At 65.6% G+C, this 24,178-nt stretch carries 24 protein-coding genes; 4 read left to right on the forward strand and 20 right to left on the reverse strand.

Annotated features, from left to right (window positions below):
- Positions 1–141: 141 nt before the first annotated feature.
- The 11 genes from ACR9ZC_RS01750 to ACR9ZC_RS01800 all read right to left on the reverse strand — a co-directional run bounded on the left by ACR9ZC_RS01750 (position 142) and on the right by ACR9ZC_RS01800 (position 10,938).
- Positions 142–594, reverse strand: a complete 453-nt coding sequence (locus ACR9ZC_RS01750; protein WP_481578866.1) for a carboxymuconolactone decarboxylase family protein — start codon at positions 592–594, stop codon at positions 142–144.
- A gap of 123 nt (positions 595–717) precedes the next feature.
- Positions 718–1,605, reverse strand: a complete 888-nt coding sequence (locus ACR9ZC_RS01755; protein WP_481578867.1) for an RNA polymerase sigma-70 factor — start codon at positions 1,603–1,605, stop codon at positions 718–720.
- A gap of 161 nt (positions 1,606–1,766) precedes the next feature.
- A complete protein-coding gene (locus ACR9ZC_RS01760) occupies positions 1,767–2,537 on the reverse strand; it encodes an arylamine N-acetyltransferase family protein (protein ID WP_481578868.1) in 771 nt (256 codons plus the stop codon).
- 18 nt (positions 2,538–2,555) lie between these two features.
- Entirely contained in the window at positions 2,556–3,590 is a 1,035-nt protein-coding gene (gene ltaE, locus ACR9ZC_RS01765) for a low-specificity L-threonine aldolase (protein ID WP_481578869.1), read from the reverse strand.
- A 25-nt stretch (positions 3,591–3,615) separates the two neighbouring features.
- The gene (locus ACR9ZC_RS01770; protein WP_481578870.1) at positions 3,616–4,683 is read right to left on the reverse strand and encodes a 2-aminoethylphosphonate aminotransferase; all 1,068 of its coding nucleotides are present in this window, start codon (positions 4,681–4,683) and stop codon (positions 3,616–3,618) included.
- Between the two features lie 3 nt (positions 4,684–4,686).
- Entirely contained in the window at positions 4,687–5,865 is a 1,179-nt protein-coding gene (gene aepY / locus ACR9ZC_RS01775; protein ID WP_481578871.1) for a phosphonopyruvate decarboxylase, read from the reverse strand.
- The gene (gene aepX, locus ACR9ZC_RS01780; RefSeq protein WP_481578872.1) at positions 5,862–7,565 is read right to left on the reverse strand and encodes a phosphoenolpyruvate mutase; all 1,704 of its coding nucleotides are present in this window, start codon (positions 7,563–7,565) and stop codon (positions 5,862–5,864) included. Before aepX ends, aepY begins: the two co-directional genes overlap by 4 nt.
- Complete coding sequence (locus ACR9ZC_RS01785; RefSeq protein ID WP_481578873.1) at positions 7,562–8,326, reverse strand: phosphocholine cytidylyltransferase family protein; 765 nt, start codon at positions 8,324–8,326, stop codon at positions 7,562–7,564. Before ACR9ZC_RS01785 ends, aepX begins: the two co-directional genes overlap by 4 nt.
- A 55-nt stretch (positions 8,327–8,381) precedes the next feature.
- Positions 8,382–9,419 carry a lysylphosphatidylglycerol synthase domain-containing protein gene (locus tag ACR9ZC_RS01790; RefSeq protein WP_481578874.1) on the reverse strand — a complete coding sequence of 346 codons (1,038 nt, stop codon included), beginning with the start codon at positions 9,417–9,419 and terminating at the stop codon, positions 8,382–8,384.
- Positions 9,416–10,252, reverse strand: a complete 837-nt coding sequence (locus ACR9ZC_RS01795; RefSeq protein WP_481578875.1) for a HalD/BesD family halogenase — start codon at positions 10,250–10,252, stop codon at positions 9,416–9,418. The genes ACR9ZC_RS01790 and ACR9ZC_RS01795 overlap by 4 nt, the downstream gene beginning before the upstream one ends.
- Positions 10,249–10,938, reverse strand: a complete 690-nt coding sequence (locus tag ACR9ZC_RS01800; protein ID WP_481578876.1) for a CDP-alcohol phosphatidyltransferase family protein — start codon at positions 10,936–10,938, stop codon at positions 10,249–10,251. Before ACR9ZC_RS01800 ends, ACR9ZC_RS01795 begins: the two co-directional genes overlap by 4 nt.
- 235 nt (positions 10,939–11,173) lie before the next feature.
- Here ACR9ZC_RS01800 and ACR9ZC_RS01805 point away from each other — a divergent pair, with 235 nt between their 5' ends.
- From ACR9ZC_RS01805 to ACR9ZC_RS01815, 3 genes are all read left to right on the forward strand, one after another.
- The gene (locus tag ACR9ZC_RS01805) at positions 11,174–11,608 is read left to right on the forward strand and encodes a hypothetical protein (protein WP_481578877.1); all 435 of its coding nucleotides are present in this window, start codon (positions 11,174–11,176) and stop codon (positions 11,606–11,608) included.
- Between the two features lie 212 nt (positions 11,609–11,820).
- A complete protein-coding gene (locus ACR9ZC_RS01810) occupies positions 11,821–12,999 on the forward strand; it encodes a porin (RefSeq protein ID WP_481578878.1) in 1,179 nt (392 codons plus the stop codon).
- Positions 13,000–13,103: 104 nt separating this feature from the next.
- Complete coding sequence (locus ACR9ZC_RS01815) at positions 13,104–13,856, forward strand: 2-keto-4-pentenoate hydratase (protein ID WP_481578879.1); 753 nt, start codon at positions 13,104–13,106, stop codon at positions 13,854–13,856.
- A 74-nt stretch (positions 13,857–13,930) separates the two neighbouring features.
- Here the strand turns inward: ACR9ZC_RS01815 and ACR9ZC_RS01820 are convergent, their stop codons facing one another.
- The 9 genes from ACR9ZC_RS01820 to ACR9ZC_RS01860 form a co-directional block, all read right to left on the reverse strand.
- Positions 13,931–15,457 (reverse strand): sensor domain-containing diguanylate cyclase, encoded by a 1,527-nt coding sequence (locus tag ACR9ZC_RS01820; RefSeq protein WP_481579686.1) that lies wholly within the window; start codon positions 15,455–15,457, stop codon positions 13,931–13,933.
- Between the two features lie 174 nt (positions 15,458–15,631).
- Positions 15,632–16,570 carry a malonate decarboxylase subunit epsilon gene (mdcH, locus tag ACR9ZC_RS01825; RefSeq protein ID WP_481579687.1) on the reverse strand — a complete coding sequence of 313 codons (939 nt, stop codon included), beginning with the start codon at positions 16,568–16,570 and terminating at the stop codon, positions 15,632–15,634.
- Positions 16,570–17,217, reverse strand: a complete 648-nt coding sequence (locus ACR9ZC_RS01830) for a malonate decarboxylase holo-ACP synthase (protein ID WP_481578880.1) — start codon at positions 17,215–17,217, stop codon at positions 16,570–16,572. The genes mdcH and ACR9ZC_RS01830 overlap by 1 nt, the downstream gene beginning before the upstream one ends.
- A 20-nt stretch (positions 17,218–17,237) precedes the next feature.
- Positions 17,238–18,053 (reverse strand): biotin-independent malonate decarboxylase subunit gamma, encoded by an 816-nt coding sequence (mdcE, locus tag ACR9ZC_RS01835; RefSeq protein ID WP_481578881.1) that lies wholly within the window; start codon positions 18,051–18,053, stop codon positions 17,238–17,240.
- Entirely contained in the window at positions 18,050–18,979 is a 930-nt protein-coding gene (locus ACR9ZC_RS01840) for a biotin-independent malonate decarboxylase subunit beta (protein ID WP_481578882.1), read from the reverse strand. Before ACR9ZC_RS01840 ends, mdcE begins: the two co-directional genes overlap by 4 nt.
- The gene (locus ACR9ZC_RS01845; protein ID WP_481578883.1) at positions 18,976–19,311 is read right to left on the reverse strand and encodes a malonate decarboxylase subunit delta; all 336 of its coding nucleotides are present in this window, start codon (positions 19,309–19,311) and stop codon (positions 18,976–18,978) included. The genes ACR9ZC_RS01840 and ACR9ZC_RS01845 overlap by 4 nt, the downstream gene beginning before the upstream one ends.
- Complete coding sequence (locus ACR9ZC_RS01850) at positions 19,299–20,210, reverse strand: triphosphoribosyl-dephospho-CoA synthase (protein WP_481579688.1); 912 nt, start codon at positions 20,208–20,210, stop codon at positions 19,299–19,301. Before ACR9ZC_RS01850 ends, ACR9ZC_RS01845 begins: the two co-directional genes overlap by 13 nt.
- Positions 20,211–20,228: 18 nt before the next feature.
- The gene (mdcA, locus tag ACR9ZC_RS01855; protein WP_481578884.1) at positions 20,229–21,911 is read right to left on the reverse strand and encodes a malonate decarboxylase subunit alpha; all 1,683 of its coding nucleotides are present in this window, start codon (positions 21,909–21,911) and stop codon (positions 20,229–20,231) included.
- 58 nt (positions 21,912–21,969) lie between these two features.
- Entirely contained in the window at positions 21,970–22,764 is a 795-nt protein-coding gene (locus ACR9ZC_RS01860; protein WP_481579689.1) for a GntR family transcriptional regulator, read from the reverse strand.
- Positions 22,765–22,878: 114 nt separating this feature from the next.
- Here ACR9ZC_RS01860 and ACR9ZC_RS01865 point away from each other — a divergent pair, with 114 nt between their 5' ends.
- Positions 22,879–24,177 carry an MFS transporter gene (locus ACR9ZC_RS01865; RefSeq protein ID WP_481578885.1) on the forward strand — a complete coding sequence of 433 codons (1,299 nt, stop codon included), beginning with the start codon at positions 22,879–22,881 and terminating at the stop codon, positions 24,175–24,177.
- The last annotated feature ends 1 nt before the right edge of the window (position 24,178 follow it).

The following is a 24,178-nucleotide window of genomic DNA, read 5'->3' on the forward strand; positions in this document are numbered from 1 at the left end:
CTGATCTGCTCGCAATGCACGTTGCCTCCGTCGCTCGAAAAGCGGGTGACACCAACCGTGCATCGATGTTAACGAGCCGAGGAATCGATTTCGCCCGGCGCGCGAAGCGAGAGAAGAAAACGCGAAGCGTCCGCCCTTCGGTCAGACCGTTTGCGGCACTGGAACGCGCAAGCTCACGTTGAGGCGATTCCATGCGTTGATGGCTGCGATCACGAATCCGAGCTCCGCAATTTCCTCGTCGCTGAAGTGCTCGCGCAACCTCGCGAAGGCTTCGTCGCTTGCATCGCTCGTCGCGATCGTGGTGACGATTTCCGCCCACTCGAACGCAGCACGCTCGCGTGCGTCGAAGAACGGTGCCTCGCGCCAGCCCGCTACGGCGTTCAGATGACGCGGCTCGACGCCGAGCTCGATCAGATCGCGCCGATGCATGTCGATGCAAAATGCGCAACCGTTGATCTGCGAGACCCGCAGGAATACGAGATCGATGAGCCGTTGGCCCAGCAGGTCGCGCCGCAAGCCGGTCGAGAGCTGATACAGGGTCTGAAATGCCTTCGGTGCAAGTTTGCGGTAGTCGATACGAGGTGCAGCGGTCATGACGTTACCCTTTTCGATGAAAGCGGAGTGCCGCACCCTGCGGCCTCCATACCTTCAAGACGGTAGTGCCCGCGCGTTTGTGACAGTGCGCCCGCTTGCTCGCCAACGAGCAGCTCCGGGCGGTCATTGCTGGAGCGGGGGAATGTGGGCAAGCTTGTCGGGGTTGCGCACGAGATACGCCGCGACGATCCGCTCGCCGTCGACGACGAACGTCTGTGCCGATTCGAGCCGGCCGTCGACATAACGTAAGAGGCCTGCCTCGCCGTTGATGCGTGCCATGCGATAGACGATTTGCGGGTTGCGCCGGTAGGTCGCCCAATAGAGATTGGCGATGCGATAGGCACCGCGCAAAGTCTTGAGCGTCGACGGCACCTTGCCGCCGCCATCCCCGACGAGCTCGACATCGTCCGCGAGCAGCGCCTGGAGGGCATTGCGATCCCCACTTTCCGCGGCTTTCTTGAACTTCGCCACGACGCGCCGGTGCGCTTCTTCGGAGACATCGAACCTCACACGCTGTTGCCGGACCCGTTCCACCGCACGATGCACCATCTGCCGGCAGGCCGTTTCGCTCTTGCCGAGCAGCGCGGCGATCTCTTCGTAGTCCTGATCGAATGCCTGACGCAACAAGAACGCGGCGCGCTCTTCGGGAGCGAGTCGCTCGAGCACCCAGAGCAGGGCGACCGAAAGCTCGCTTGCGAGCTCCGCAGCCGTTTCCGGCGTGCGCTCGTCGATTTCGACCAGCGGTTCAGGTAGCCAGGATCCCACGTAATGATCGCGTTCAGCCTTGGCGGCTCGCAGCCGGTCGATGGCCAGGCGCGTGACGATCGTGACGAGCCAGGCCTCGGGGGACTGGAGCGCGGCGCGATCCGTCTGATGCCAGCGCAACCAGGCGTCCTGAAGTACGTCGTCCGCGTCGGCGCGTGTACCCAGCATGCGGTAGGCAATGGCGAAAAGACGCGGACGCAACGCGTCGAACGGATCGGGGGGTGAACTGAGATGTGACGTATCCATGCTGATGAGCGGCGTTGCCGCCGGCGACGACGAGGGGACACTCTCAAGACGAGGGCGGCCCCGGTTTTGTGACAGCGGGGCCGCTCCACCCGTCCGTCCGCGGTCCGCGTCATCCGCGCGTTCCGTGTCGTCCGTGCCGCTAACGTGGCGCTAACGTGCCGCTAACGTGGTGCGACGAGCCCGAATTCACTGAGCAAGACGGCATCGCGTTCGTGCGGCGCAACGCTGCGTGACTCCATTTGGCCCCGTGCGATGATCTTGAACGTATTGTCGAGGAGAATTATGCGCCCTTCGTCCGTCTGCCGGACGGCAACCAGGTGCTGGACGAAGATCGAATCGGGATGCTTCGAGTTCAGAAAATTGGCCGGCACGAAGTCCACCCATTCCTGAGGAGAAAGATCGAACTCGTATTGATCGGCCCATTTCCCTTCCACGACGGTTCGTAACAGATACCGATCGTCGCCGATTTTCTCGAGCCGATAGATATCGAAGTCCTGCACGACGTCCGTGTCGGGGCGATCGAGCGATAGCGGCGCACGGATACCGTGGCTGCCGAAGCCGAGGTCGAAAAGCCACCGCTCGCCCTCGAACGCGAGAATGAGCGCCATATGCGTCTTCGGCCGGCGGCTCGCATAGGTGCGCGGACGAGCACCCACCATACGATAGGGCACGCCAAGCGCCTGCACCGCCATCGCGAACAGCCCGTTGACCTCATAGCAGTAGCCGCCTCGCCCGTTGTCGAGAATCTTCTCGACGATGTCTTCAGGCACGAGCGAGACGACCTTGCCCGCCTGCACGTCGAGGTTTTCGAACGGCACAGCGCGCAACTGGTGCCGCATGATCGCCGTCAGTGTTTGCCGATCGGTCGCTTCCGGACCCCGGTAGCCGATCCGCTCGAAGTACGCGCGCAAGGAAAAATTCGTGGCTTCCATGATCCGCTGCCTGCTCAATCAGGTCTGCATCGAAAAGAATTCCGTCGCGACGGCGAGCGCATGCTCGACCGCTTCGCGATCCACATCGAGATGGGTCACCCAACGCTGGCGCGTCGCGCCATATGCGGACGTGATGCCGATGCCGTGATCGGCGAGATACGCGGCGAATGCGCTTGCGTACCGCGGCGCGATCTCGACGAATACGATGTTCGTATCGGGCTCGGCAACCGTCACGCCGGGCAGCTTGCCCAGCCCCAGTGCCAGCGTTTTCGCGTTCGCGTGATCGGCGGCCAGCCGGTCGACGTTGTGCTCGAGCGCGTAAAGGCCCGCGGCGGCCAGAATGCCGGCTTGCCTGAGGCCGCCGCCCAACATCTTGCGCAGGCGGCGCGCCTTCGCGATCAGCGCGGCGGAGCCGACGAGCACCGACCCAACGGGGGCACCGAGCCCTTTCGACAGGCAGACCGAGACGGTATCGAACGGTCGCGCAAGCCTGGCGACCGGTTCGCCGAGCGCGACGGCCGCATTGAACACGCGCGCCCCGTCGAGGTGGCAGGCGAGCCCGTGGCGGCGCGCCAGGGCTGCCGCTTCTTCCATATAGGCGATCGGCAATACCTTACCGCCGATGGTGTTCTCGAGAGCCAGAAGCCGCGAGCGGGCGAAGTGCGGATCGTCGGGCTTGATCGCGGCTTCGATGTCGGCCAGACGCAGCGTGCCGTCGGCCTGATTTTCGATCGGCTGAGGCTGGATGCTGCCCAGCACCGCCGCGCCGCCCGCTTCCCAGCGGTAGCAGTGAGCCTGCTGCCCGACGAGATACTCGTCGCCGCGTTCGCAATGGGCCATCAGCGCGATGAGGTTCGATTGCGTTCCCGACGGGACGAAAAGCGCGGCTTCCTTGCCGAGCCGCCCGGCGAGTTCCGCTTCGAGGCGCTTGACGGTGGGATCGTCGCCGAATACGTCGTCGCCGACAACGGCTTGTGCCATCGCGCTGCGCATGCCCGCGTCCGGCCGGGTCACGGTGTCGCTGCGAAAATCGTACTGCGGTACTGCGGTCATCGTTTGTTCTCCGAATACGCTCGCATTACTTGATCGACGACCGGACCGCCTGCAGGAACCGGTCGATATCGCCGGCCTCGATCGCGCCCATCGTCGAAATACGAAAGACGCTGTCGTACAGCGCACGCTGACCTGGATAGATCACGAACCCGTGCGCCTTGAGCCCGTCGTGGAACGGCTCGAACGGCACGCCATGCGGCAGCCGATAGGCGCGCAGCACGACGGACGAACGTTCGGGCGGCAGCACGGCCTCGATTCCGAGCGCGGCCAGCCCGGCGCGGGCTTGCTCGGCGAGGGCCGCGTAACGCGCATGACGCGCCTGCCAGCCGCCTTCGTCGCGGAATTCCCGCAACGCTTCGACGAGCGCATAGTAAGCGTGCACGGCCGGCGTGAACGGCGTGTTGCGCTCGGCTTGCAAGCGCGCCAGGCGGCTCAGGTCGAGGTAGTAGGTCCGGCTCGCCGCGTGTTCGAGCGCATCGTGCCGGGCAATGACGAATGCCGCTCCGGGCACACCGTGGAGACACTTGTTGGCGCCGGCCGCAACCGCCGCAATCGCGCCGCTCGCGAAATCGATCGCCTCGGCGCCGAAGCTGCTCACCGCGTCGACGAGCAGACGCACGCCTCGCTCGTTGCAGAGCTGGCCGATTGCGTCGATGTCATTGAGGCGCCCGCTCGTCGTCTCGTGATGGATTACGGCAACGTGCGTGATCGCGCGATCGGCCTCGAGCTGCGCCGCGATGCGGCCGAGATCGGGCGCGGCCGTCCACTCATGGACGAGTACGTCGTGCGCAATGCCGTACTGCCGCGCGATATCGACGATCCGCTCGCCGTAGACGCCGTTTTGCACGACGAGCAGCTTGCCCTCGCGCGGTACGAGCGAGGCAACCATGCTTTCGACGGCGGCCGTGCCCGATCCGGTCAGCACGGTGGCGGACCATGTCGCGGCGTCAAGACCGTAGACGTCGAGCAAACGCGCGCGCGCTTCGTCCTGCAAGTCGTAGAACTCGCTTTCGCGATGGCACAGATCGGTTCGGAGCAGGCTTTGGCGGACGCGCTCCGTCAACGTTACGGGGCCAGGGTTGAGCAGCAGCATCTATCACACTCCGGTAGGGGCGCCGAGATGGCGCATGAGCCGCGTCTTGACGTCGACCGGGGAGACGGTGGGCCGCGGTAGTCCCTCGGGCGTACCGCGGCGCACGGTCAGTCGCGCGAAGCGGGGCGCGTCGGGCAAGCTCGGGCCGGCATCGTCGAAGAGCGCATCGATCACGCTCGCATCGTCGCCCTCGATTGCCGACGCGTAACCGCAGGCGGCGGCAATCGCGGCGAAGGAGACGTGCGGCGAGACCGTGGCCTGGCCGCCCGTCGAATCGTGCACGCCGTTATCGACGAGCAGATGCAGCAGATTGCCCCGGCCGTAAGCGCCGAGCGTTGCGAATGCGCTCATGCGCATCAGCGCGGCTCCGTCGCCGTCGAGCGCGACGACGCGCAAATCGGGCCGCGCGAGCGACAAGCCGAGCGCCAACAACGTCACGCAACCCATCGAACCTACCATATAGAGCTGATTCGGGCGGTCGTCGATCGCGTAGAGTTCGCGTCCCGAGAAACCTGTCGATGCGAGAACGACGGTCGAATCGGGCGGCGTGAGCTCGATGACGCGCTTTAACGCCTCGTGCCGCGTAGGGAGCGAATCGACCGGCAGCCTCCGCCACTGCGCGCGGGGTTGGCAATGGGTCGCACGCGCGACGGGCTGCCCGCTCAGCGGATACGGCGCGACGCTGCCTTTTTGCATCACTAGAGCATACGGGCGGCCCGTCTCGTTCATATGGGCGACGGCGCGCCCGAGCGCGGGCTCGATCTCGTGCACTTCGCAAGGAAAGCGCTCCCACGGTATTTCCATCGTCTCGAGCAGTTTCGGCGTGATCGGACCCATCAACGCGTGCTGCGGCTCGTCCGACACGCCGGGCTCTCCGCGCCAGGTGACGATCAGCAGTTGCGGCAGCCGGAACGTCCAGGTCAGCGAAGTCAGCGGGCTCACCGCATTGCCGAGCCCGGAGTTCTGCATCATCGTGACGGCCCGCACGCCGTTGCGCGCGCCGAGTGCGATGCCTGCCGCGAACGCCACGGCGTCCCCTTCGTTGGCCGCGCTGACATAGTGCAGTCCGGGGTCTTGCAGCACATAGTTGATGAACGGCGTCAGAAACGAACAGGGCACGCCCCCGTACCAGTGGAACCCATGCCGGCGCGCCGCCTCGACGAACTGTTGCGCTTCGATCACCGCGGGCCTCCGTTGGCCCCGCCGTTGCGCGCGGCGCCCAGCGGCGCTTGTGCGTGCGCGAAATCGCCGGCGCGGCGGAAATCTTCGAGGTCGTTGACGCCGCACCAATGCCCGTGAACGTACTGCACTTCGATGCGCTCGCCCGCGTCGATCAGCGCATTGATCAGCGCCGGCATATCGAGCGCGTCGAAATCGGGCTGCTGCCGCATTTCGTCCAGCATGGCCGTCAGCCGTGCGCATCCGGCGCCCCGCACACCCAGCAGACCGATCCATCGGCCATGGGCCGCGGCATCCGCATGCGAGCCCGAGCGGATCCGCTCGAGATAGGTTTTCTGTCCGAACAGTGCGCGGTCGTCGGCCGCCGAGCAGTACGCGAAATCGCGCACACTGCGGTTCGACGGTTGCGTCTGCGACGAGTCGACGACAACCGTGAACGGCGCATCGCTTTCGACGAGATCGCGCAGGATGTAATGGCGAAAGAGCAGGTCGCCGTACGAGATAACGGTGTCGCCGGCGAGCGCATCGCGTGCGCAGGCGAGCGATGCGAGTTCGCCCGTTTGAGCGTGCTGCTCGTTGACGACGAGCCGGATGCCGGTCGGCTCGATCGCATCGGCGCGATAGCCTCCGACCACGGTGATCTCGTTGACCCGTTGCTGCTTGAACGCGTCGACGAGCCAGCGCAAAAGCGGTTTGCCTGCGACAGGAAGCATGACTTTCGGTCGGTCTTCCGTGACGGCTTCCAGCCCGCGGCCGCGGCTGGCGGCCAGCACCACGGCGCCGCCGGCGCGCCGCGTGCTGGACAGATAAAGGCGCTCGGCGCTCGAGTATTCGTCGGCGTCTTGCAGGCGGAAGATCTCGTCGACGGTCGCGATGCGCTCCTCCACGTTCACGAGCGTTTCGCTGTCGCGAATCTCTCTTGCCACCGCCTGCATCGACGACGCGGCGGCACGGATCAAATGATTGGCCCAGATGACGAGGCTGATGCCGGCCTTGCGAAACACCTCGGTAGGCGTGCTGTAGTACTTCGTCGGCACGATGACGAGCGGCGCACGGCCCGCCCATTCGCGCGCGAAGGTCAGGATTTCGTCGGGGCGCGACAGTTTGCTGTGGATGAGGATCGCATCGGCACCCGCGGCGCGATAAGCTTCGGCACGCTTGAGCGCTTCGTCCATGCCCCACCCGGCGATGAGCGCTTCGACGCGTGCGACGATCGAGAAATCCGCTTCGCACTGCGAATCCTTGCCGGCCTTGATCTTGCCGCAGAATTCGTCGATATCGGCCAGCGGCTGGCGCTCGCCGCCGATGAAGCTGTTCGTCTTCGGAAACTGCTTGTCTTCGATGCACACGCCCGCAATGCCGCGCTGCTCGAGCTTGCGCACCAGCCGGCGCACGTTGTTGAAGTTGCCGTAGCCGGTATCGCCGTCGAGCAGGATCGGCAGATCGCTCGCATCGGCCATGAACTCGAGCGTGTCGACCACCTGCGTCCAACTGGCTTCGTTGTTGTCGCGCACGCCGAACTGCGCGGAAATGGCGAGGCCGGAGGCCCAGATGCCTTTGAAGCCAGCCTCGCGCACGATGCGCGCGGACAAGCCGTTATGTGCCTCCATGATGAATTCGAGCTCCTGGCTCGCGATCATCTCGCGCAGCCGCGCAAAACGCGAGCGTGCCGGGGCGGAGTTCATCGGTTCGCGTGCATTCATTGAATGGCTCCTGCAATCGGTGCGAGGCGCGGCAGCACTTCCTGCTCGGCCCGCTTCACATCGTTGGGAAAGTCGATTTCGACCCAAGGCATGCCGGTGACATCGGCCACCTCGAAACGGTTGCCGCTTTCGAGCAGCAGATCGCGTACGGCTTCCTCGTGCGGCATGTTGCTTCGGCCGTCGTCGACGTATTGCGCGACGATCTGCGCGAGTCGCCGCGCCGTGTCTTCGCGAAAGCGAAAAAAGCCTACCGATTCGCCGATCGTGTCGTAGTCGAGCCCTACCGCGAGCTGCTTGCGAAGCTCGATGGGCACGCCGTTCTTGAGACAGAGTTTGACCGGCTCGTCTCCCGCCTCGAAGTCGCGATCGAGCAGCAAGCGGTCCGCGCTGGCACCGGCCGTCAGGGCCTGCAGGATCGCTTCGTCGTAGAGGACATCGGCATCCATCAGCAAGACGTCGCCGCCGCGCGTGAGCGCATTCGCAACGGTGTGAACCGTCAGGACGCTGCCGAGCTCGTAGCGCGGGTTGAGGACGATTTCGGGCGCCGGCTGCCACTCGATGCGCGCCAGTTCGGCGCTCACCTGTTGCGGCTCGAAACCGAGCGCAAGGACCACTTCGGTGACGCCCGCGCTGCGCAGTGCACGCAGGTGGCGCTCGAGCAATGTGATGCCCTGAAAGCGCAGCAGGCATTTCGGATGCTGCTCGCCGGCCGGCATCTGCAGACGCAGGCCGAGCCCGGCGGCGAGAATGATCGCTCGCATAGCGATTGTCTCCTTGCAAGGGGCCGGCTGAAGTGACCGGCTCGTGAAGTCGAAGCTATAAAATCGATGCCCGGGGCCGCGGCCCGTCGTCATCGACCGGGCCCGTTGCGGCTGCGCGGCGTTGCCGCCATCTGCGTTCGCTCCAATGCAGATAAACGAGGCCGGGCAAGCCCAGCGCGAGCTCGCGGGCTCGTTTGGCCAGCGAGAGCGCCAGCGCGGTTTCGGGCGGCAGCCCCACGAGCGGTGCGAGCAGCAGGTAGCCGCCTTCCTGTGCGCCGAGCGAACCCGGAATAGCAAATGCGGCGCCTCGGATGGCCTGCCCCACGCTTTCGAGCAGCAACGCATCGAGCCAGCCGACCGGATGACCGAGAAAGCGCAGCGCGAGCCAGACTTCGCCGGTGCCGACGACCCAGCCGGCCAGGCTGAAGGCAAACGTGGCGGCCACGCGGCCCCGGCGAAGGTAGAGCGCGCGTACGTGTTCGTCGATGGTATCGGCCCGTGCGGCGAGCGCACCGCCATCGCGCTTGCCGAACACCTTCGACGCCGCACGCACGAGGCGGCCGAATACGCCGCGCTGCTGGGCGATGAAAAATGCCGCGACGCAGACGCCGAGCGCAACGCCCGCGATCAGCATCGCCATGCGCACGCCCGGTGTGGCCAAGCGGGCCGGAACCGCCGCGACGGCCGCGAACGCGGCGAGTCCGAGGCAGGCGAAGACGATTTGCGCCACGGCCTGCATCGTGGTGCTGACCGTGACGGCCGCGGCGGCGCTCGGCATCGGCATGCCGCGCTGCGCAAGATGGCGGGCCATCAGCACCGGGCCGCCCAGCTGGCCGGCCGGCAACAAGCTGTTGACCGATTCGCCGGCCCAGCGCGCGAAAACCGTATCGGTCAATGTCGTATGCCGCGTCGCGAGCACGCGAATCGCACCCGCATCGATGACGAGCGGCAGCAAATGAAAGAGCGCGACGAGCGCGAGCCCCCATCCGGCCGCGGCGAGCGTACCGGCCACCGCGCCGAATCCCTGCCATGCAATGAGCGCAACGAAGACAGCGGTGCCCAGCGAGAGCAACGCCAAGGCCGCCCGGGTCATGCGGAGTCCCCCGGTCCGCCGCCCGCGCTCGCGCGCAGCGATGGCTTGCTGAACACCTGCCGAAAGCCGAAGTAGGCGACGGCGTCTTTCATGTTCGAAATGAAGCGCCGCCAGGGGCGCATGCGCGCATCGGTGACGTATTCGAACGTGAGCGAGACCCGCATCTCGTTGGCACCCGCGGGCGTGATCCGGTGTCGCAGCTTGTCGCCGTCGAACAGCACGAGCGCTCCTGGGGGATATTGAATCGAGCCGGCGACGGGTGAGACGTTCGGCGTGCGAGTATGCAGCTCGTAGTCGAGCCGGCACGACGAATCGTCGACGACGCCGAGCAACACCGTATAGCGCGTGCCTTCGTAGTAGGAGGTGTCGTAGTGCCAACCGATGTGATCGCCGGCGCGCGTGTAGTAATAGAGGGCGTACGCGTGCGGGTCGTCCCCCGGCGATGGCAGCAGGCGGGCGCCGGTGATCGATTCGAGCCATGCCATCAGTTCGCGCGACCGATAGAGCTCGGCGATGAACGGCGCGAGCCGGTCGATCGTATGACGGCTGACGCTGCCGCCTTGCTTGTGTCCCGGCAGATAGTTGCGATTGACGGCCGGCAACAGCGCGTGTGCGAGCGCGGCCAGTCTTGCGGTCACCTCGGCCGGCAAGAAATCCTCGAGATAGAGAAATGCGCCCTGTCTCGCGAACTCGCGCTGCAATCCAGCGGGGGCAAGCCGACCGAGTCGCGCGGCCAACTGCCGATCGAGCGAGCCGATATCGGCGTGACCTTGCGGCATCGCGGGCGCTTCGCGCGTGGCGAGCGCGTCGTCTTCGGAGGCGGGCCCGCTCATCGTGACATCCGCAGCTCGGCCGCTTGCTGCGCGGGGCGCCCCCGCCGCACGACTCGCCAATAATCGAACGTGACCCAGACGGCGAAGAGCGGCGCGCCGATCGCGGCCGCATCGATGAACGGTTCGATTCCATGCGCGAGCGTGACGAGCGGCAGCAGGTACAGCACGTCTTCGGTCTCGAAGCCGCCGGCGAATGCCTGGCGCGTCCCCGCCTTGCCGGCGATCGATTCGATGCGCATGCGCAGATAGAAAATCAGCGCGACGGCAACGCCCGCGATCGCCCCCAGCGCAATGGGCAACGCGAATGCCGATTCGCCCGGTTTCGCGATCCCGACGCCCATCGACACGAACAGCGCGACGGTGACGAGCGCATCGCTCGCGAGATCGTAGAGATGCCCGAACCGGCTCGACTTGCCGCTGATGCGCGCGAGCTCGCCGTCGGTGTGATCGATGAAATTGGACAGCACGATCAGCAACGCGCCCGCATTGGTCCACGCAAAATCGCCCATGGCGAGACCGGCCGCCCCGGCCAGGCCTGTGACGAGCCGCAGGGTCGTGAGGTGGTTGGGCACGATGCGCGTGTCCTTGAGCGGCGTGACGAGCCAGCGTGCGAGTCGAGCGTCCCAGGTACGCGGCGGCGGGACTTGCGGGGCGGCTTGAGCGTTCGTATCGGCGCAATTATCCATCCGTGCAAATATATACGGTTTTCACTTTTAGTGCGTTCATCCTTGCATCGCGCGTTACGGACTGTTGCAGCGAGAGATCGATAAAAACGGTAAAGTGCGTGCCTTCAGGCGCCTTCGAGTGCGTCAATGTCGGCTTCGTCGCGTTGCCGGGAACGGCGGATCGCTCGTTGTCCATCTGCGCAATCCGCCTCATCGCGCGTTTCGCCGGACGGTTCGATCGACTCCATCCACGTGCATGAACAAGTACCTCGTCACTGCCACCGCCGTCGCTATTGCCGCAGCGCTGCCCCAGGCGGGCGCATGCGCGCCGCTCGACGACGCGCTCCATTGCAATGTGTCCGCCCATACGTTTATCCACAGCCTGATCGACGCCGGACAGATCGATAGCGAGCCGACGCGCGTGGAATCGAATTCCATCAACGCTTTCAACCTCGTCAAAGGGGTGGACTTGCGCGCGTTCGGCTACCCGGTGTTCGCGATAGTCGGCTACGAGGAGGGCGATCCGATTTTTCGCAAGGGCAGCGGCACGCGTCTTTCGCGTTCCGCGTACGGCGCCGTGGTATGGGGCTCGACGCCCAAGGTCAAGGCCTCGGTCGACGCAGCGCACAGCAATGCGATCGTGCACCACGTCGCGCCGTTCATCACCGCTATTTTTTGCGATCGGGATTGAGGCCCGCGTTTACCGCGGGGCCAGCGTCGTGTCAAACGGTCGTTTGATGGGCGAGTGGCGATTGGGCAACGACTGCGCGCGCGGGGTTCGTCTCCCGATAGACGCAACGGATCAGTCATGCCACCATCGCTCCATGAGTGACTGACGGCGTCATGCCGGCCAAACAACAAAAACGCAACAAAAATGACCCAAGCGGACGGTTGGGAGGCTTCATGAAAAAGCATATCGTGGCGCTGGCGGTGCTGACGGCATTCGCCGGGCCTGCGTTCGCGCAGAACAGTGTGACGCTTTACGGTCTGATCGACGAAGGCTTCGACTTCACGAACAATGTGCTCGGTCATCACGACTACGAGTTGCAAAGCGGGTTTGTGCAGGGCAGCCGATGGGGGCTCAAGGGCACCGAGTCGTTGGGTAGCGGTCTCAAAGCGGTGTTTCAGCTCGAAAACGGTTTCAATCTGAGCAATGGACGTCTGGGCCAGGGCGGCCTGATGTTCGGCCGGCAGGCTTACGTGGGGCTGGCCAGCGATTCATACGGCACGCTGACGGTAGGCCGCCAATACGACTCGGTGGTGGACTTCCTCGCGCCGACGACGGCCAACGGCAGTTGGGGCGGTCTGCTGTTCTCGCATCCTTTCGATAACGACAACACCGACAACACCTTCCGCGTCAACAATACCGTCAAGTATTTGAGTCCTGATTTCGCGGGCGCGCAATTCGGCGGTACTTATAGCTTTAGCAATAGTACGAACTTCGCCAATAATCGCCAGTACAGCATTGGCGGGCAATACGCGAATGCCGGATTGCTCTTTGCCGCGGCTTATCTGCAGGCGAACAATCCGTCCGCCAATGCAACGGGCGCGATCGGCAATGGCGGCGATACCAATTTCGTAGCAAGCCGGCTGCGTATTTTCGGCGCGGGCGTCAACTATACATTTGGCCCGGCGACCGCGGGCTTCGCCTACACGAATGCGGACGTGCGCGATCCGACTGCCAATGGCTATCTCAATCAGATGACGACGGGCGAGACGCTGGCGCCGGTCACCGGACCGCTGGCCGGTGCGGCCGTGACCTCGATCCGGTTCCAGAACTTCGAGATCAACGGCAAGTATCAGCTCACGCCCACGCTCTATGTCGGCGCGCAATATGTTTACACGCTGGAGACGTACAACACCGCGCTCGGCAGCGCAAGGCCGAAGATTCATTCGTTCGGTTTGATGGCCGATTACAACCTTTCCAGCCGGACCGATGTCTACATCCAGGGCGCGTTCCAAAAAGTCGGAGGCGACGCGACCGGCTCGAGCCTCGATAATGCCTACGTGCCGGGTGCGGCCGACTTGTCGGGCAGCTCCCGGCAGGTCGTCGGCCGTGTCGGCCTTCGCCATAAGTTCTGATCCTCCGACGCAGTTCGGGGCGGGTGGCCCGTTGTTTGCGAGCGCGCTGACGAGACGCTGGTCCGATGCCATCGCAGGCCATTCGAATTGAGGAGACGCGAATCATGACCCCGACACAAACGCTTGCCGCTCAACTGATCGAGGCGCACCGCACGCATCGGTTGATCGATGCGGGATCGATCGCTGCGTTGACGCCCGCGGATGCCGAGGAAGCCTACGTCGTCCAGCAATCGGTGCTCGCCGAGTTGGGCGGATGCGCCGGTTACAAGATCGGAGCCGCCTCGCCCACCGCCGAGCCGTCCTATGCGCCATTGCCGGCGCGCCGCGTTTTCGGCGCGGCGAAGGGCGTGCGTCTGGCCGACTACACGCGGCTCGGGCTCGAACTCGAGATCGCGTTCAGTTTTGCCGAGGATATCGACCGGACGTTCGCCGAGCGGGCCGAAGAGACGCTGGACGCGATCGATACGATGTCGGTGGTCGTCGAGGTGGTCGATAGCCGCTATGAAGGGTGGCCCAAGATCGATCCGCTGCTGCAATTGGCGGATTTGCAGAACAACGGTGCGCTCGTGATCGGGGATTCGCGGCCCTACGACAAGAATTTCGATTTCGCTTCGCCGCAGGTCTCGTTTCGCTGCGGGGAGCACGAGATTTTCAGCGGCCGCGCGAAGCACCCCGCGGGCGATCCGCGCCGCCTCGTCGCATGGCTCGTCGCGCAGACGCTGCGAAACGGTCATTCCATTCCCGCGCGTACCGTGCTGACAACGGGCTCGTATACGCCGCTTTATATGGCGAAAGCGCCCGCTCGCGTGCACGGCACGATCGAAGGGTTCGGGAAAATCGAGTTCGAGATCGCATAGACGCCAGCGTGCAGCGGTTCGGGAAGCCGCGCTGGCCGCTTCCCGAAATCAAAAACGCTGCGGCTGCGCGCCTCTCAGTTCGCCGTGGCGGCCTCGCCCGGCAGCACCTTGTTGCGGCCTGCGGCCTTCGCGTGATAGAGCGCCTCGTCGGCCGCCTTGATCACTTTGGCCGCATCGGTTTGCTCGTCGACATCCCGTTCCGGGTCCCAGGTCGCGAAACCGATGCTCGCCGTCACGCGGCCGAACTCGCTACTCGCATGGACGATGTCGAGGTTCGCAATTGCGTTGCGAATCCGCTCGGCGATTTGAGCCGCCTCGGTCGCCGGCGTGTCGGGCAGCACGATCAGGAACTCCTCGCCGCCGTAGCGTGCAGCACTGTCGTTCGGCAAACGGATGTTCGCGCTGATGCAGCGCGCGACCTCGAGCAGCGCATTGTCGCCGGCCTGATGCCCGTAGGTATCGTTGTAGGCTTTGAAGTGATCGATATCGACGAAGAGCAGCGAAAGGGCGCGCCGTGCGCGGCGCGTCTCACGCCATTCGTGCTCGAGGATTTCACCGAGCATGAGGCGGTTGTTCAACCCGGTCAGGCCGTCCACGCGGGCGAGCAGCTGCAATTCGGATTCGGCGAGCAGGCGCCGCCGCAGCTGTACGCTCAGCATGATGGCGAGTGCGACGAACGCGAGCGCGAGCACCACCATCAGTGCGAGGACCGGCAGCGCCCGATGCTGCCAGCTCGCGTAGATATCGTCCTCGCCCTGGGCCGTCATGATGATGAGCGGCAATCCTTTCAGGTGCTTGAAGTAGTAGAGCCGGCGCACGCCGTCGATCGAAGCGGTGTCCGTAAAGGTGCCCTCGGGCGCCGACATGAAGCGGCGGAACGTGCTGGCAGACCGGATATTGCGACCGATGATCTTCGGATCGAACGGTTGGCGCATCACCATGACGCCGTCTTCGCCGATCAGCGACATCGAGCCGTGCGGTCCCAGAGCCAGCCCGGCGAACAGGTCGTGAAAGTACTCGAGATTGATCGCCATGAGCGCGATGCCGGCGAACGAGCCATCGGGGCGCGAAATCCTGCGGCTCAGCGCAATGCTCGGCGAGCCGGCTCGCAACTGGGACTGGAACGGGTCGCTGATGTAAAGACCGACATCCGGGCGATCCCGGTGGATCTGGAAATACTCGCGGTGGTAAAAGTTGCCGTGCCGGGGCACGGGACCGGCCGCATCGAGGACGATATTACCGTTCTCGTCGAGCACCAGCACCGAGCCCAGATATTGGGCCGTCGTCGCGCGATCGAAAAGCACGTCCTGGCGTACCTGCGGCGGCAATTCCATCGTCACCGGACTGCTTACACCGTCGACGACGGCTTGCAGCGAGAGCGCGTAAATCTCGAAATTGCGCGTAATGTCCCGCTCGGCAATCAGCGCGAGGCTTTTAGAAATATCTTCGGCGCGCTCGAATGCGCTGAGCCGCCCCTGATACAGCGAGATCACGGAGAGCGCAACCATGATCGCGGCGATGACGATTGCGCCGAGTACAACCCCGCTCGGCCCGCCCCAACGCGAGAAGACGCTTCCTATTCGTCTGATTCGCGCGCGCATCGTTTTACCGCCATTTGTCTCCACCATTCGGGTGCATTCTCGGACTTCGCTGAGATTCGATCGGATTGACCCTACGATATGGATATATGCGCTCTTGCGTCAAGCGATCCGTTCGATCCAAACGCGTAGGGCCGCGCATTTTCGCACACTCGAGAATGCGCATCGCCGATGCGTCTATCTGGTTTCCCGGGTGATGCGTTTGCGCAACACCGGAATGAGCCGCTCGTCGGGCATCGCGCACGCCGAAAGCGCGGGGACCTCCGGGAAGGCAATCTGTGCGATGGATGTCAACACCTGGCCCGGGGGCGCTTCGACGAGCACCGATGCCCCCAGTTCGACGATCGATGTCAGGGCGTCGAACCAGCGCACGGTATAGCGCATATTGGTAGCCAGATCTGCGCGGATCGCGTCCGGGGCGCGCAGCGGCCGCGCCCGACGATTGCCGATGTAGAGCGCGCGAGGCGCATGAAACGGAATCTGGGCCGCATACGACGACAGTTCGTCCGATTGAGCCGCAAGCAGCTCGCAATGCGACGGGACGCTGACCGCGAGTCGCTTGGCACGATGCGCGCCCGCTTCGAGCGCACGCGCATTGAATGCTTCGAGTGCTTCGTCGGAGCCCGCGACGACGATCTGCCGGGGAGCGTTGACGTTGCCGACGTAGACGCGCACTGCATGCTCCCGTGCCATCTGATCGGCCAGTGCCTCGACTTCGTGCTCGGTCAGCCCATCGATGGCGGCAAGGCCGTAGCCGCTCGGGTAGGCGGCTTCCATCAGTTCGGCGCGCCGCTTCACGAGCGCGAGCGCGTCTTCGAACCCGAGCGCGCCGCAGGTCACCGCGGCTGCGTAGGCGCCGACGGACAAGCCGGCGCACATCGCGATGTCGAATCCCTCATCGGCGAGACGGCGCGCCGATGCCACACCGGCCACGACGAGGCCGATCTGCACTGCCACGCTCGAGCGCAGCGCATCTGACGTATCGAGCGCGAGGACATCGATCGAAAGCGCCGCCGATGCCTGATCGACGGTCTCCCGGATGACCCGATGTTCAGGCAGCCGGTGGAGGAAGCCCGGGCTTTGCGCGCCCTGGCCCGGAAAAAGACAGGCGAGCATCATGCGCCTCGCATGGGCGATGGGTCGACCGGCTGTGCCGACCAGGGATTGTCGACCAGGCACGGGCCGTTCGGAGTCCTGAGCATCGTGCGCGGCTTGGCCGCCGCCCACTCCGAAAGCGCGATGGCGCCCGCCGGCGTTTCGAGTTGAACGTCGATGCGTGCGCCGGCCATGGTCCCTGCGGCCTGGATGTCCGCAAGGAGGGCGGCCGCCTCGCCCGGCGCCATTTCGTCCGGTGCGCGCACGAGTAAATCGAGGTCGCTCGATGCGCTGACGGTCGGTAGGCGCGTGGCGAGCTCGAAACCGGCGCTGCCCGTCGGCCCCCACTGATAGCGCGCGAGGCGGCGCACTGTGCGCAGTCCGGCGAGCGCGACGAACGCGCCGAGGTTGCGGCGGTCGGCGGACGGGGCGGCGGCCAATAACTGCTCCGGGCCGACGATTGCTGCGATGTCCTCACGCTTCGCGTAAGCCGCATGGCGTTGCGTGCGCACCTCGCCGCGGATGCCGATGGGAATCGCGGCGTTGGCGTAGACCGCCCGGCGCACCACGGCAAAAGGAATGCGGCTCAGCGCCGCGTGCGCCCAAGCGGGCGCGTCGCTCGCCAGCGGTGAGCGATTCAGTTTCAGCAGGTCGTGAGGGCGTGCCATCGTGAATGCCGCTCCCGCGCTCAGGCCGCGTCCCATTGCGCTGTGAGCCGTCGTCGTACCTCGATGGAAGCCGCGCGCGTCGATCGGGCCGCTTCGTTGTCGAGCCGGCGGGACAGGTCGCGCTCGCCGCCGTCTATGCCGGCGATGGCTTCGACGAGCGCGTCGCGCACGCGTTCGATCTGCGCGGCGGTGGGCGCATCCGCATCGACATCCGTGACGAGACGATCGAGCAGGCCGAGTTTGGCGAAGGCCGATAACGAGTACGACATCGGCGTGACGGTCTCGCCGAGCGCGTCGAGCGCTTCGACCGAGCGGCGCGTGACGCGCGCCGCCGCATCCTTGCCCATTGCGTGGACCATCGTGCCGGGCGCGTCGAGCGCCAGAATCCGGTTCGCTTGATACCCGTGCGCGAGGAACGCGCCCGACATCGCCGGGCCCACGATCAGCGCGACGACACGATGCCCTGCGAGCCGCGCGCTGGCATAGGCATCGACGGCTGCTGCGCAGGCGAGATGAATGCCGAGCATTTCCTCGCGATAGCCGTAGGCTTGGCTTTTGACGTCGACGATGGCGACGATCGGACGCGGCCGGGCGCTCGCGGCATCTTCGTCGATGGCCTGCCGCACTGCGCGTGCGAGCAGCCATCCCTGCTCCAGTCCGACCACGTTCTCGCGCGCGCGCACGAAGCGGTTCCGTTCGTCAGGCACGACGGCGATGAAGCGCGTGCGCGTGCCGCCAAGCGGTGCGTCGGCACACCAGACGGGGGCCGGTGTCGCCGGCTGGCCCGCGAGTGCCCGCATCCAGCGCTCGCCGCGGGTCAGGGGAGCTTCGTTCATTGGGACTCCTCACGATTCGCTTGCGGCGCGGCGTGCTGCTCGCAAGCCGGGTCATCGCATGCGTCTTGCTGGCCGCAGGGGCGGAACACGGCGCGCATCGCCTCGGGTGCGACCGTCGCCGGATCGATGCGCGCGAGGCTGTCCAGATAGCGCTGGACCGCCTCGCTGCGGTGCGGGCTCGCCACGCCTTGCGAAAAGGCGACGTGCACCGCCGTTGCGATCGCGCTGGCGTCGTCCTCGACGAGCATGTCCGCAAAACCCGAAGCGACCCGTTGGGCGCCGCCGATCAATTGCCAAATGCGCAGACGATCGGTGGCGTCGAGTTCGTCGATGCCCGCTTCCTGTTCGATGACCTCCGGGCCATTCATGCCGAGGCGCCCCTGCCGCGTCATGACGAGCCGCGTGCAGAGCGCGGCGGCGAGCGACATGCCGCCGAAGCACCCCACCATGCCGGCGATCACGCCGACGACAGGGACGTGGCGGCGCAACGAGACGATGGCCGACTGGATCTCCGCGATGACGGCCAAGCCGAGGTTGGCTTCCTGCAGACGCACGCCGCCGGTTTCGAAGACGATGACGGGGAGCACGGGCCGCCCGTTTTCGCAATCGCGCAGCGCGAGCTCGAGGGCCCCGGCGATCTTGCTGCCCGCCACCTCCCCGATGCTGCCGCCCTGAAACGCCGATTCGATCGCCGCCACGACGGCCGGTGCGCCGTCGATGGTGCCGCGCGCGATGACGACGCCGTCATCGGCCTGGCAGACGATGCCTTGCAACGGCAGCCAGGGGGAAGTGAGCCGATCGAACGGTCCCAGGAGTTCGCGGAATGTGCCCGGATCGAGCAAGGCGCGAGCGCGTTCGCGCGCCCCCAGTTCGATGAAGCTCTCGCGCGCGACGAAGGGCGCGGCCGTGATTGCTTGATCGGTCATCGCGGGGCTCCCGGGTCAGCCGCGCCGCCAGCGTCCCGCGCGGCTTGCACGGCCTCTACCGCTTCGGCCAGGCGCAGCGAAACGACACCCGGCGTCGCGCCGAAATCGTTGATTTCGACGCGCACGGCGCCGTCGAAGCGCGAGAAGAAGCGATCGAGCACGCTCTTCCAGATATGGCCGTAACCGTCGACGCTCGTTTGAACGGCGACCTGCGTGCGCATTGCGTCGTTCGGCCACAACAGCACTTCGAGATCGCCCGAACCGACCACGCCAACATGCGCGCGCGATGTCACGGTATGTTGCGCGGGATACTCGAACGTTAAATGCTCCATTCGTCTGGGCTCCTGCCGGTGCCGTACCGCACCAGCTTGTCGATGAAGAGGGTGGCTGCAAGAAGATCGGCCGCACCGCCCGGCGATGCGTTCATCGCGACGAGGCGGCGGTCCAGCCGGTAAAGCGCCGCCCGGCCCGCAAGGCTCGCGCTGCCGCCGCAGGCGAGCACTTCGCGTGCGCCGCGTTGAGCGGCCTCGAGTGCCGGCGGGCCTGCGCGATGCAGCAGACAGGTGTCGTCGAGCGAGACCATGATGGCGAGCAGGGCGTCGATGCGCGCGGCGTTTTCGCCGTGACCGCGTCGCCGCGCTGCCTCGAGCGCAGGCAGGCCATGCTCGATCACGTGCGGAAAGCCGTCTTGCGCCTCGCGGCGCGCGCCGCCCACGCCATACCGTTGGCGAACGCGCGCACCGTTGCTGTCGGCCGGCGGCAACGGCGCCGCGTAATCGGGGAAGCAGGCGATTCGCGCACCGTAGGCGCAGATGCTGCGAGGCTGCCAGGCGCGTTCGGTGTCGTGCGCGATCGTTGCGCCCGCAACGAGCAGGCCGATGATCCAGATTGCACCGCGATGTGCATTGCTGCCGTTGGTGGCCGCCATCATCGCTATTTCGCCCGCGCGGCCGAGTGCGGCGAGCTCGCTGCGCAGCGCGGCGGACGGCCGCTGCCCTCGGGCCGCGCGCGCCAGTGCGGCGAACGTGGGTTCGAGCGCGTGCGCCGAGCGCAACATGCGCGCGAGATCGAGATCGCGATGAGCCCCGCTGCCGCGCCGGTCGACGAGCGCGGGTTTCGGCGTCAACTGCGCTTCCTCGATCAGCGCCTCCACCGCCAACGCGGCGAGGAGCGACGTCGGATCGGACGCGCTGTCGCGAAGCTCGCGGGCGGTGTGCGCCGGGACGCGCATCGGGGCGGGGGACACGGGTTACCAGCTCCTGAAACGGGCAGGGGGCGCATACAGACCGCCCGACCATGCCACGAGATCGTCGATGCTGCGTGCCGCGAGCAGAGAGCGTTTCGCTTGCGCGCGGCGGATGCCGAGGTCTTCCGGATAGGCGACGATACCGCGCCGCCGCAACTCGGCCGTGCGCTCGGGCTTCGCGCGCAGGCCGATCGGCGTCACGCCGGCTACGGCCGCGAGCGCGGCGCGCCGCTCCTCGATACCTTGGGCCTTGTGCAGATAGGCGATGCCTTCTTCCGTGACCACGTGGCTGACGTCGTCGCCGTAAATCATGACGGGCGCGATCGCCATGCCGCTCTTGGCGCCCACGGCCACCGCGTCGAGTTCGTCGACGAAAGTCGGCTCCCCGCCTTTTTTGTACGTCTCGGCCAGCTGGACGACGAGCTTGTGGCCACGCGCGATCTCCGCGCGTTCGGCGCCCGCGGCTGGCGCCTGCGCCGTCAGGAGCTTGAGCCACGGCTCCGTCGCATGACGGCGCCCGCGCGGATCGTGGCCCATGTTCGGCGCGCCGCCGAATCCTGCCAGCCGCCCGCGCGTGACCGTCGACGAATTGGCATCGGCGTCGATCTGCAGCGTCGAGCCGATGAAAAGATCGACGCCGTATTGTCCCGCCAGTTGGCACAGCACGCGGTTCGAGCGCAAGCTGCCGTCGCTGCCGGTGAAGAATACGTCGGGCCGCGCGGCGATGTAGGCTTCCATGCCGACTTCGCTGCCGAAGCAATGAACGCTCTCGACCCAGCCCGATTCGATCGCCGGTATCAACGTGGGATGCGGGTTCAGCGTCCAGTTGCGGCAGATCTTGCCCTTCAGGCCCAGCTCGGCGCCATAGGTCGGCAAGATCAATTCGATCGCGGCCGTGTCGAACCCGATGCCATGATTCAGCGAGGTGACGCCGTAGGCTTCGTAGATGCCGCGTATCGTCATCATCGCGGTGAGCACCTGCAGATCGCCGATATGACGCGGATCGCGCGTGAAAAGCGGTTCGACGGCAAACGGCCGGTCCGCGACGACTACCACATCGACCCACGATCCGGGAATGTCGACGCGCGGCAAGACGTCGACTATTTCGTTGACCTGAACGATCACGATGCCGTGCCGGAATGCGGCCGCTTCGGCGATCGTCGGCGTGTCCTCGGTGTTCGGTCCCGTATAGAGGTTGCCGTGACGGTCGGCCTTTTCGGCGCACAGCAGCGCTACATGCGGCGTCAAATCGACGAACATGCGCGCGTAGAGCTCGACATAAGTATTGATGGCGCCGATTTCTAGCTGACCGTCTTCGAGCAATTGCGCGACGCGCAGGCTCTGCGGCCCTGCGAACGAGAAGTCGACCTTGTGCGCGATGCCGCGCTCGAACAGCGTCAGATGCTCGGGGCGGCTGATGCTCGAAATGAGCAGGTGCACCCCGCTGACCGTCGCCGGATCCACTTGTGCGAACGAGCGCGAGAGAAAGTCCGCCTGCTTCTGGTTGTCCCCTTCGAGGGCCACGCGGTCGCCGGGGCGAATCAGCGCTTCGAGCGCATCGACGATGCGCTCGCGAGGTAGCACCCCATCGGCGAGCCACGGCGAGACGACGGCCATGCGCCGCGCTTTTTCGTCCCGCAAGGTGGTCCATGAGCGTTTGGCGGTCGTGTCGGCAACGGAATTCATCGGCAAGTCGGCTCGGGTTGGCTCGAAATGGGTGGCTCGGTGAGGGAGCGCACGGCGATCAGTCTTTCAGCAATTTTGGCGCTGCCGCGCGGCGCTTATGTGCCGCGTTGGCATTCGTTGCCGCGCCGGACGCATTCATGTTCTCGTTCCCGCTTTCGCGCAGGAGGCGGTAGAGCAATTCTCCGGTACCGAGCAAATGCGCGCTCAACAATTTCTGCGCCGTGGGGATGTCGCGCTTGCGAATCGCCCGCATCAACGCCGCATGCTCGCGATCGGACACGCTTTTGTGATCGGGCAGGCCGAACTTCACGCGCAGGTAGCGCTCGCCGCGGCGATGCAGCGTGGTGATCAGTTCGATGAGCTGGGGGCGCCGTGACGGCGCATAGAGGCTCATATGAAACGCCTCGTTGCGCGCGACGTAAAGCGCCGGATCGGGCTCCAGGCGTGCCGCCTCGCAAAGCGCTTGAGCGTCGTGCAGTGTCGCGTCGGTGTGCGCCGGAATCGCGCACGCGATGGCGAGGCTTTCCAGCGAGGCCCGGATCTCGTAGATCTCGCGTGCTTCGTCCGCGCTCAACGGAGCCACCGTCGCGCCCTTGTTCATTTCGACTTTTGCCCAGCCCTCGGTTTCGAGCTGGCGCAGCGCCTCGCGAACCGGAATCGCGCTGACGGAGAAGTGACGCGCGAGCGCGTCTTGCCGGAGCGGCGCACCGGGTGCGAGCGTGCCGTCGACGATGGCCGCGCGCAACGCGTCGGCCACCATTTTCGCCGCGCTCGTGCGCGGCGCGATCGAGAGGGTGCCGCGCGGCAGCGCGTCGCCGGTGCCCAAGGGTAAACGATCCGTTGCTTCGTTCATCATGGTCGATATTATATACAAAATATTCGATATAGAAATGGGACAAACCCTGGGCGGCATGCACGGGGAGTTCCGCGGGGCTGAACCGTCGAACAGTACCTTAGGAGGAGTCTGATGAATTCGATAACCGATAGCGCGCGCGCCGCGCGACGTCGCACGCCGCTCAATCGTTCGCAGATTGCGGGCTTCTGGGGCGCGTGGGCGGGATGGACGTTGGACGGGATGGATTCGTTCATCTATGCGTTGGTGCTGACGCCCGCGCTGACGGAATTGCTGCCGCGTTCCGGCTACGCGGCAACGCCGGCCAACATCGGGCTCGCGGGCTCGATTCTCTTTGCTCTGTTCCTCGTGGGCTGGGGGTTGTCCTTCATCTGGGGGCCGCTCGCCGACCGCTTCGGGCGTACCAAGGTGCTGGCCGGGACGATCTTCACGTTCGCTATTTTCACGGGTCTTTCCGCCACCGCCCACGATGTCTGGCAACTGGGCTTCTTTCGATTCCTGGCGGGGGTCGGGATCGGCGGCGAATGGGCGCTTGCGGGCACGTACGTCGCCGAAGCATGGCCGGAGGACCGCCGCAAGATGGGCGCTGGCTACCTGCAGACCGGATACTACGCGGGCTTTTTCCTCGCGGCCGCACTCAACTACACCGTTGGCGTGCATTTCGGCTGGCGCGCGATGTTTTTGACGGGCGCCGTCCCCGTCGTCGTCGCCATCCTGATCCTGCTGCGCGTGAAAGAGCCGGAGAAGTGGCAGAAGGTCGAAGCGCGCGTCGTGCATTCGCACCCGCTGCGTGAGATTCTCGGCGCCGGCTATCGGCGCCGAACCTGGGTGGCGTGCGCATTGCTGACCATTGCCATCGTCGGGCTCTGGGCCGGTGCCGTTTATGAGCCGTCGGCCGTCATCCAGCTCGCCGTGAAGGCCGGGATGGGCAAGGCCGATGCGATCAAGACGGCATCGCTCGCAACGGGGCTGCTGTCGATCGGCACGATTCTCGGCTGCCTCGCGTTGCCGCCGCTCGCCGAGCGCATTGGCCGCAAAAAGACGCTCGCCTTCTACTTTGCCGGCATGGCGGTTTCGATCGTCGGAAGCTTCGGCTGGGCCTTCTATTTGCCGAACGGTCTTGCGCCGTTCATTGCATGGCTTTTTGCGCTGGGCTTTTTTGGCGGAAACTTCGCGCTGTTCAGTCTGTGGTTGCCCGAGCAGTTCGAGACGCGCGTCCGGGCAACGGCGTTCGCCTTTTGTACTTCGTTCGGCCGTTTCGTCGGCGCCGCGGTGAATTTTCTGCTCGGCGCCGCCGTCGTGCAGACACATACGCTGGGCGTGCCCGTCGCGTTGACGGCGATCGCGTTCGTCGTCGGCCTTTTCATCATTCCCTTCGCACCGGAGACGCGCGGCGAGACGTTGCCGCAATAGG

The sequence above is a fragment of the Trinickia sp. HAY1-2D genome, from assembly GCF_056754935.1.

What these genes read in the sequence shown, in the direction of transcription:
- ACR9ZC_RS01750 (WP_481578866.1), bottom strand. Translation starts at nt 594, where the DNA reads ATGACCGCTGCACCTCGTATCGACTACCGCAAACTTGCACCGAAGGCA.
- ACR9ZC_RS01755 (WP_481578867.1), bottom strand. Translation starts at nt 1,605, where the DNA reads ATGGATACGTCACATCTCAGTTCACCCCCCGATCCGTTCGACGCGTTG.
- ACR9ZC_RS01760 (WP_481578868.1), bottom strand. Translation starts at nt 2,537, where the DNA reads ATGGAAGCCACGAATTTTTCCTTGCGCGCGTACTTCGAGCGGATCGGC.
- ltaE (WP_481578869.1), bottom strand. Translation starts at nt 3,590, where the DNA reads ATGACCGCAGTACCGCAGTACGATTTTCGCAGCGACACCGTGACCCGG.
- ACR9ZC_RS01770 (WP_481578870.1), bottom strand. Translation starts at nt 4,683, where the DNA reads ATGCTGCTGCTCAACCCTGGCCCCGTAACGTTGACGGAGCGCGTCCGC.
- aepX (WP_481578872.1), bottom strand. Translation starts at nt 7,565, where the DNA reads ATGAATGCACGCGAACCGATGAACTCCGCCCCGGCACGCTCGCGTTTT.
- ACR9ZC_RS01785 (WP_481578873.1), bottom strand. Translation starts at nt 8,326, where the DNA reads ATGCGAGCGATCATTCTCGCCGCCGGGCTCGGCCTGCGTCTGCAGATG.
- ACR9ZC_RS01790 (WP_481578874.1), bottom strand. Translation starts at nt 9,419, where the DNA reads ATGACCCGGGCGGCCTTGGCGTTGCTCTCGCTGGGCACCGCTGTCTTC.
- ACR9ZC_RS01795 (WP_481578875.1), bottom strand. Translation starts at nt 10,252, where the DNA reads ATGAGCGGGCCCGCCTCCGAAGACGACGCGCTCGCCACGCGCGAAGCG.
- ACR9ZC_RS01800 (WP_481578876.1), bottom strand. Translation starts at nt 10,938, where the DNA reads ATGGATAATTGCGCCGATACGAACGCTCAAGCCGCCCCGCAAGTCCCG.
- ACR9ZC_RS01805 (WP_481578877.1), top strand. Translation starts at nt 11,174, where the DNA reads ATGAACAAGTACCTCGTCACTGCCACCGCCGTCGCTATTGCCGCAGCG.
- ACR9ZC_RS01810 (WP_481578878.1), top strand. Translation starts at nt 11,821, where the DNA reads ATGAAAAAGCATATCGTGGCGCTGGCGGTGCTGACGGCATTCGCCGGG.
- ACR9ZC_RS01815 (WP_481578879.1), top strand. Translation starts at nt 13,104, where the DNA reads ATGACCCCGACACAAACGCTTGCCGCTCAACTGATCGAGGCGCACCGC.
- ACR9ZC_RS01820 (WP_481579686.1), bottom strand. Translation starts at nt 15,457, where the DNA reads ATGCGCGCGCGAATCAGACGAATAGGAAGCGTCTTCTCGCGTTGGGGC.
- mdcH (WP_481579687.1), bottom strand. Translation starts at nt 16,570, where the DNA reads ATGCTCGCCTGTCTTTTTCCGGGCCAGGGCGCGCAAAGCCCGGGCTTC.
- ACR9ZC_RS01830 (WP_481578880.1), bottom strand. Translation starts at nt 17,217, where the DNA reads ATGGCACGCCCTCACGACCTGCTGAAACTGAATCGCTCACCGCTGGCG.
- mdcE (WP_481578881.1), bottom strand. Translation starts at nt 18,053, where the DNA reads ATGAACGAAGCTCCCCTGACCCGCGGCGAGCGCTGGATGCGGGCACTC.
- ACR9ZC_RS01840 (WP_481578882.1), bottom strand. Translation starts at nt 18,979, where the DNA reads ATGACCGATCAAGCAATCACGGCCGCGCCCTTCGTCGCGCGCGAGAGC.
- ACR9ZC_RS01845 (WP_481578883.1), bottom strand. Translation starts at nt 19,311, where the DNA reads ATGGAGCATTTAACGTTCGAGTATCCCGCGCAACATACCGTGACATCG.
- ACR9ZC_RS01850 (WP_481579688.1), bottom strand. Translation starts at nt 20,210, where the DNA reads ATGCGCGTCCCGGCGCACACCGCCCGCGAGCTTCGCGACAGCGCGTCC.
- mdcA (WP_481578884.1), bottom strand. Translation starts at nt 21,911, where the DNA reads ATGAATTCCGTTGCCGACACGACCGCCAAACGCTCATGGACCACCTTG.
- ACR9ZC_RS01860 (WP_481579689.1), bottom strand. Translation starts at nt 22,764, where the DNA reads ATGAACGAAGCAACGGATCGTTTACCCTTGGGCACCGGCGACGCGCTG.
- ACR9ZC_RS01865 (WP_481578885.1), top strand. Translation starts at nt 22,879, where the DNA reads ATGAATTCGATAACCGATAGCGCGCGCGCCGCGCGACGTCGCACGCCG.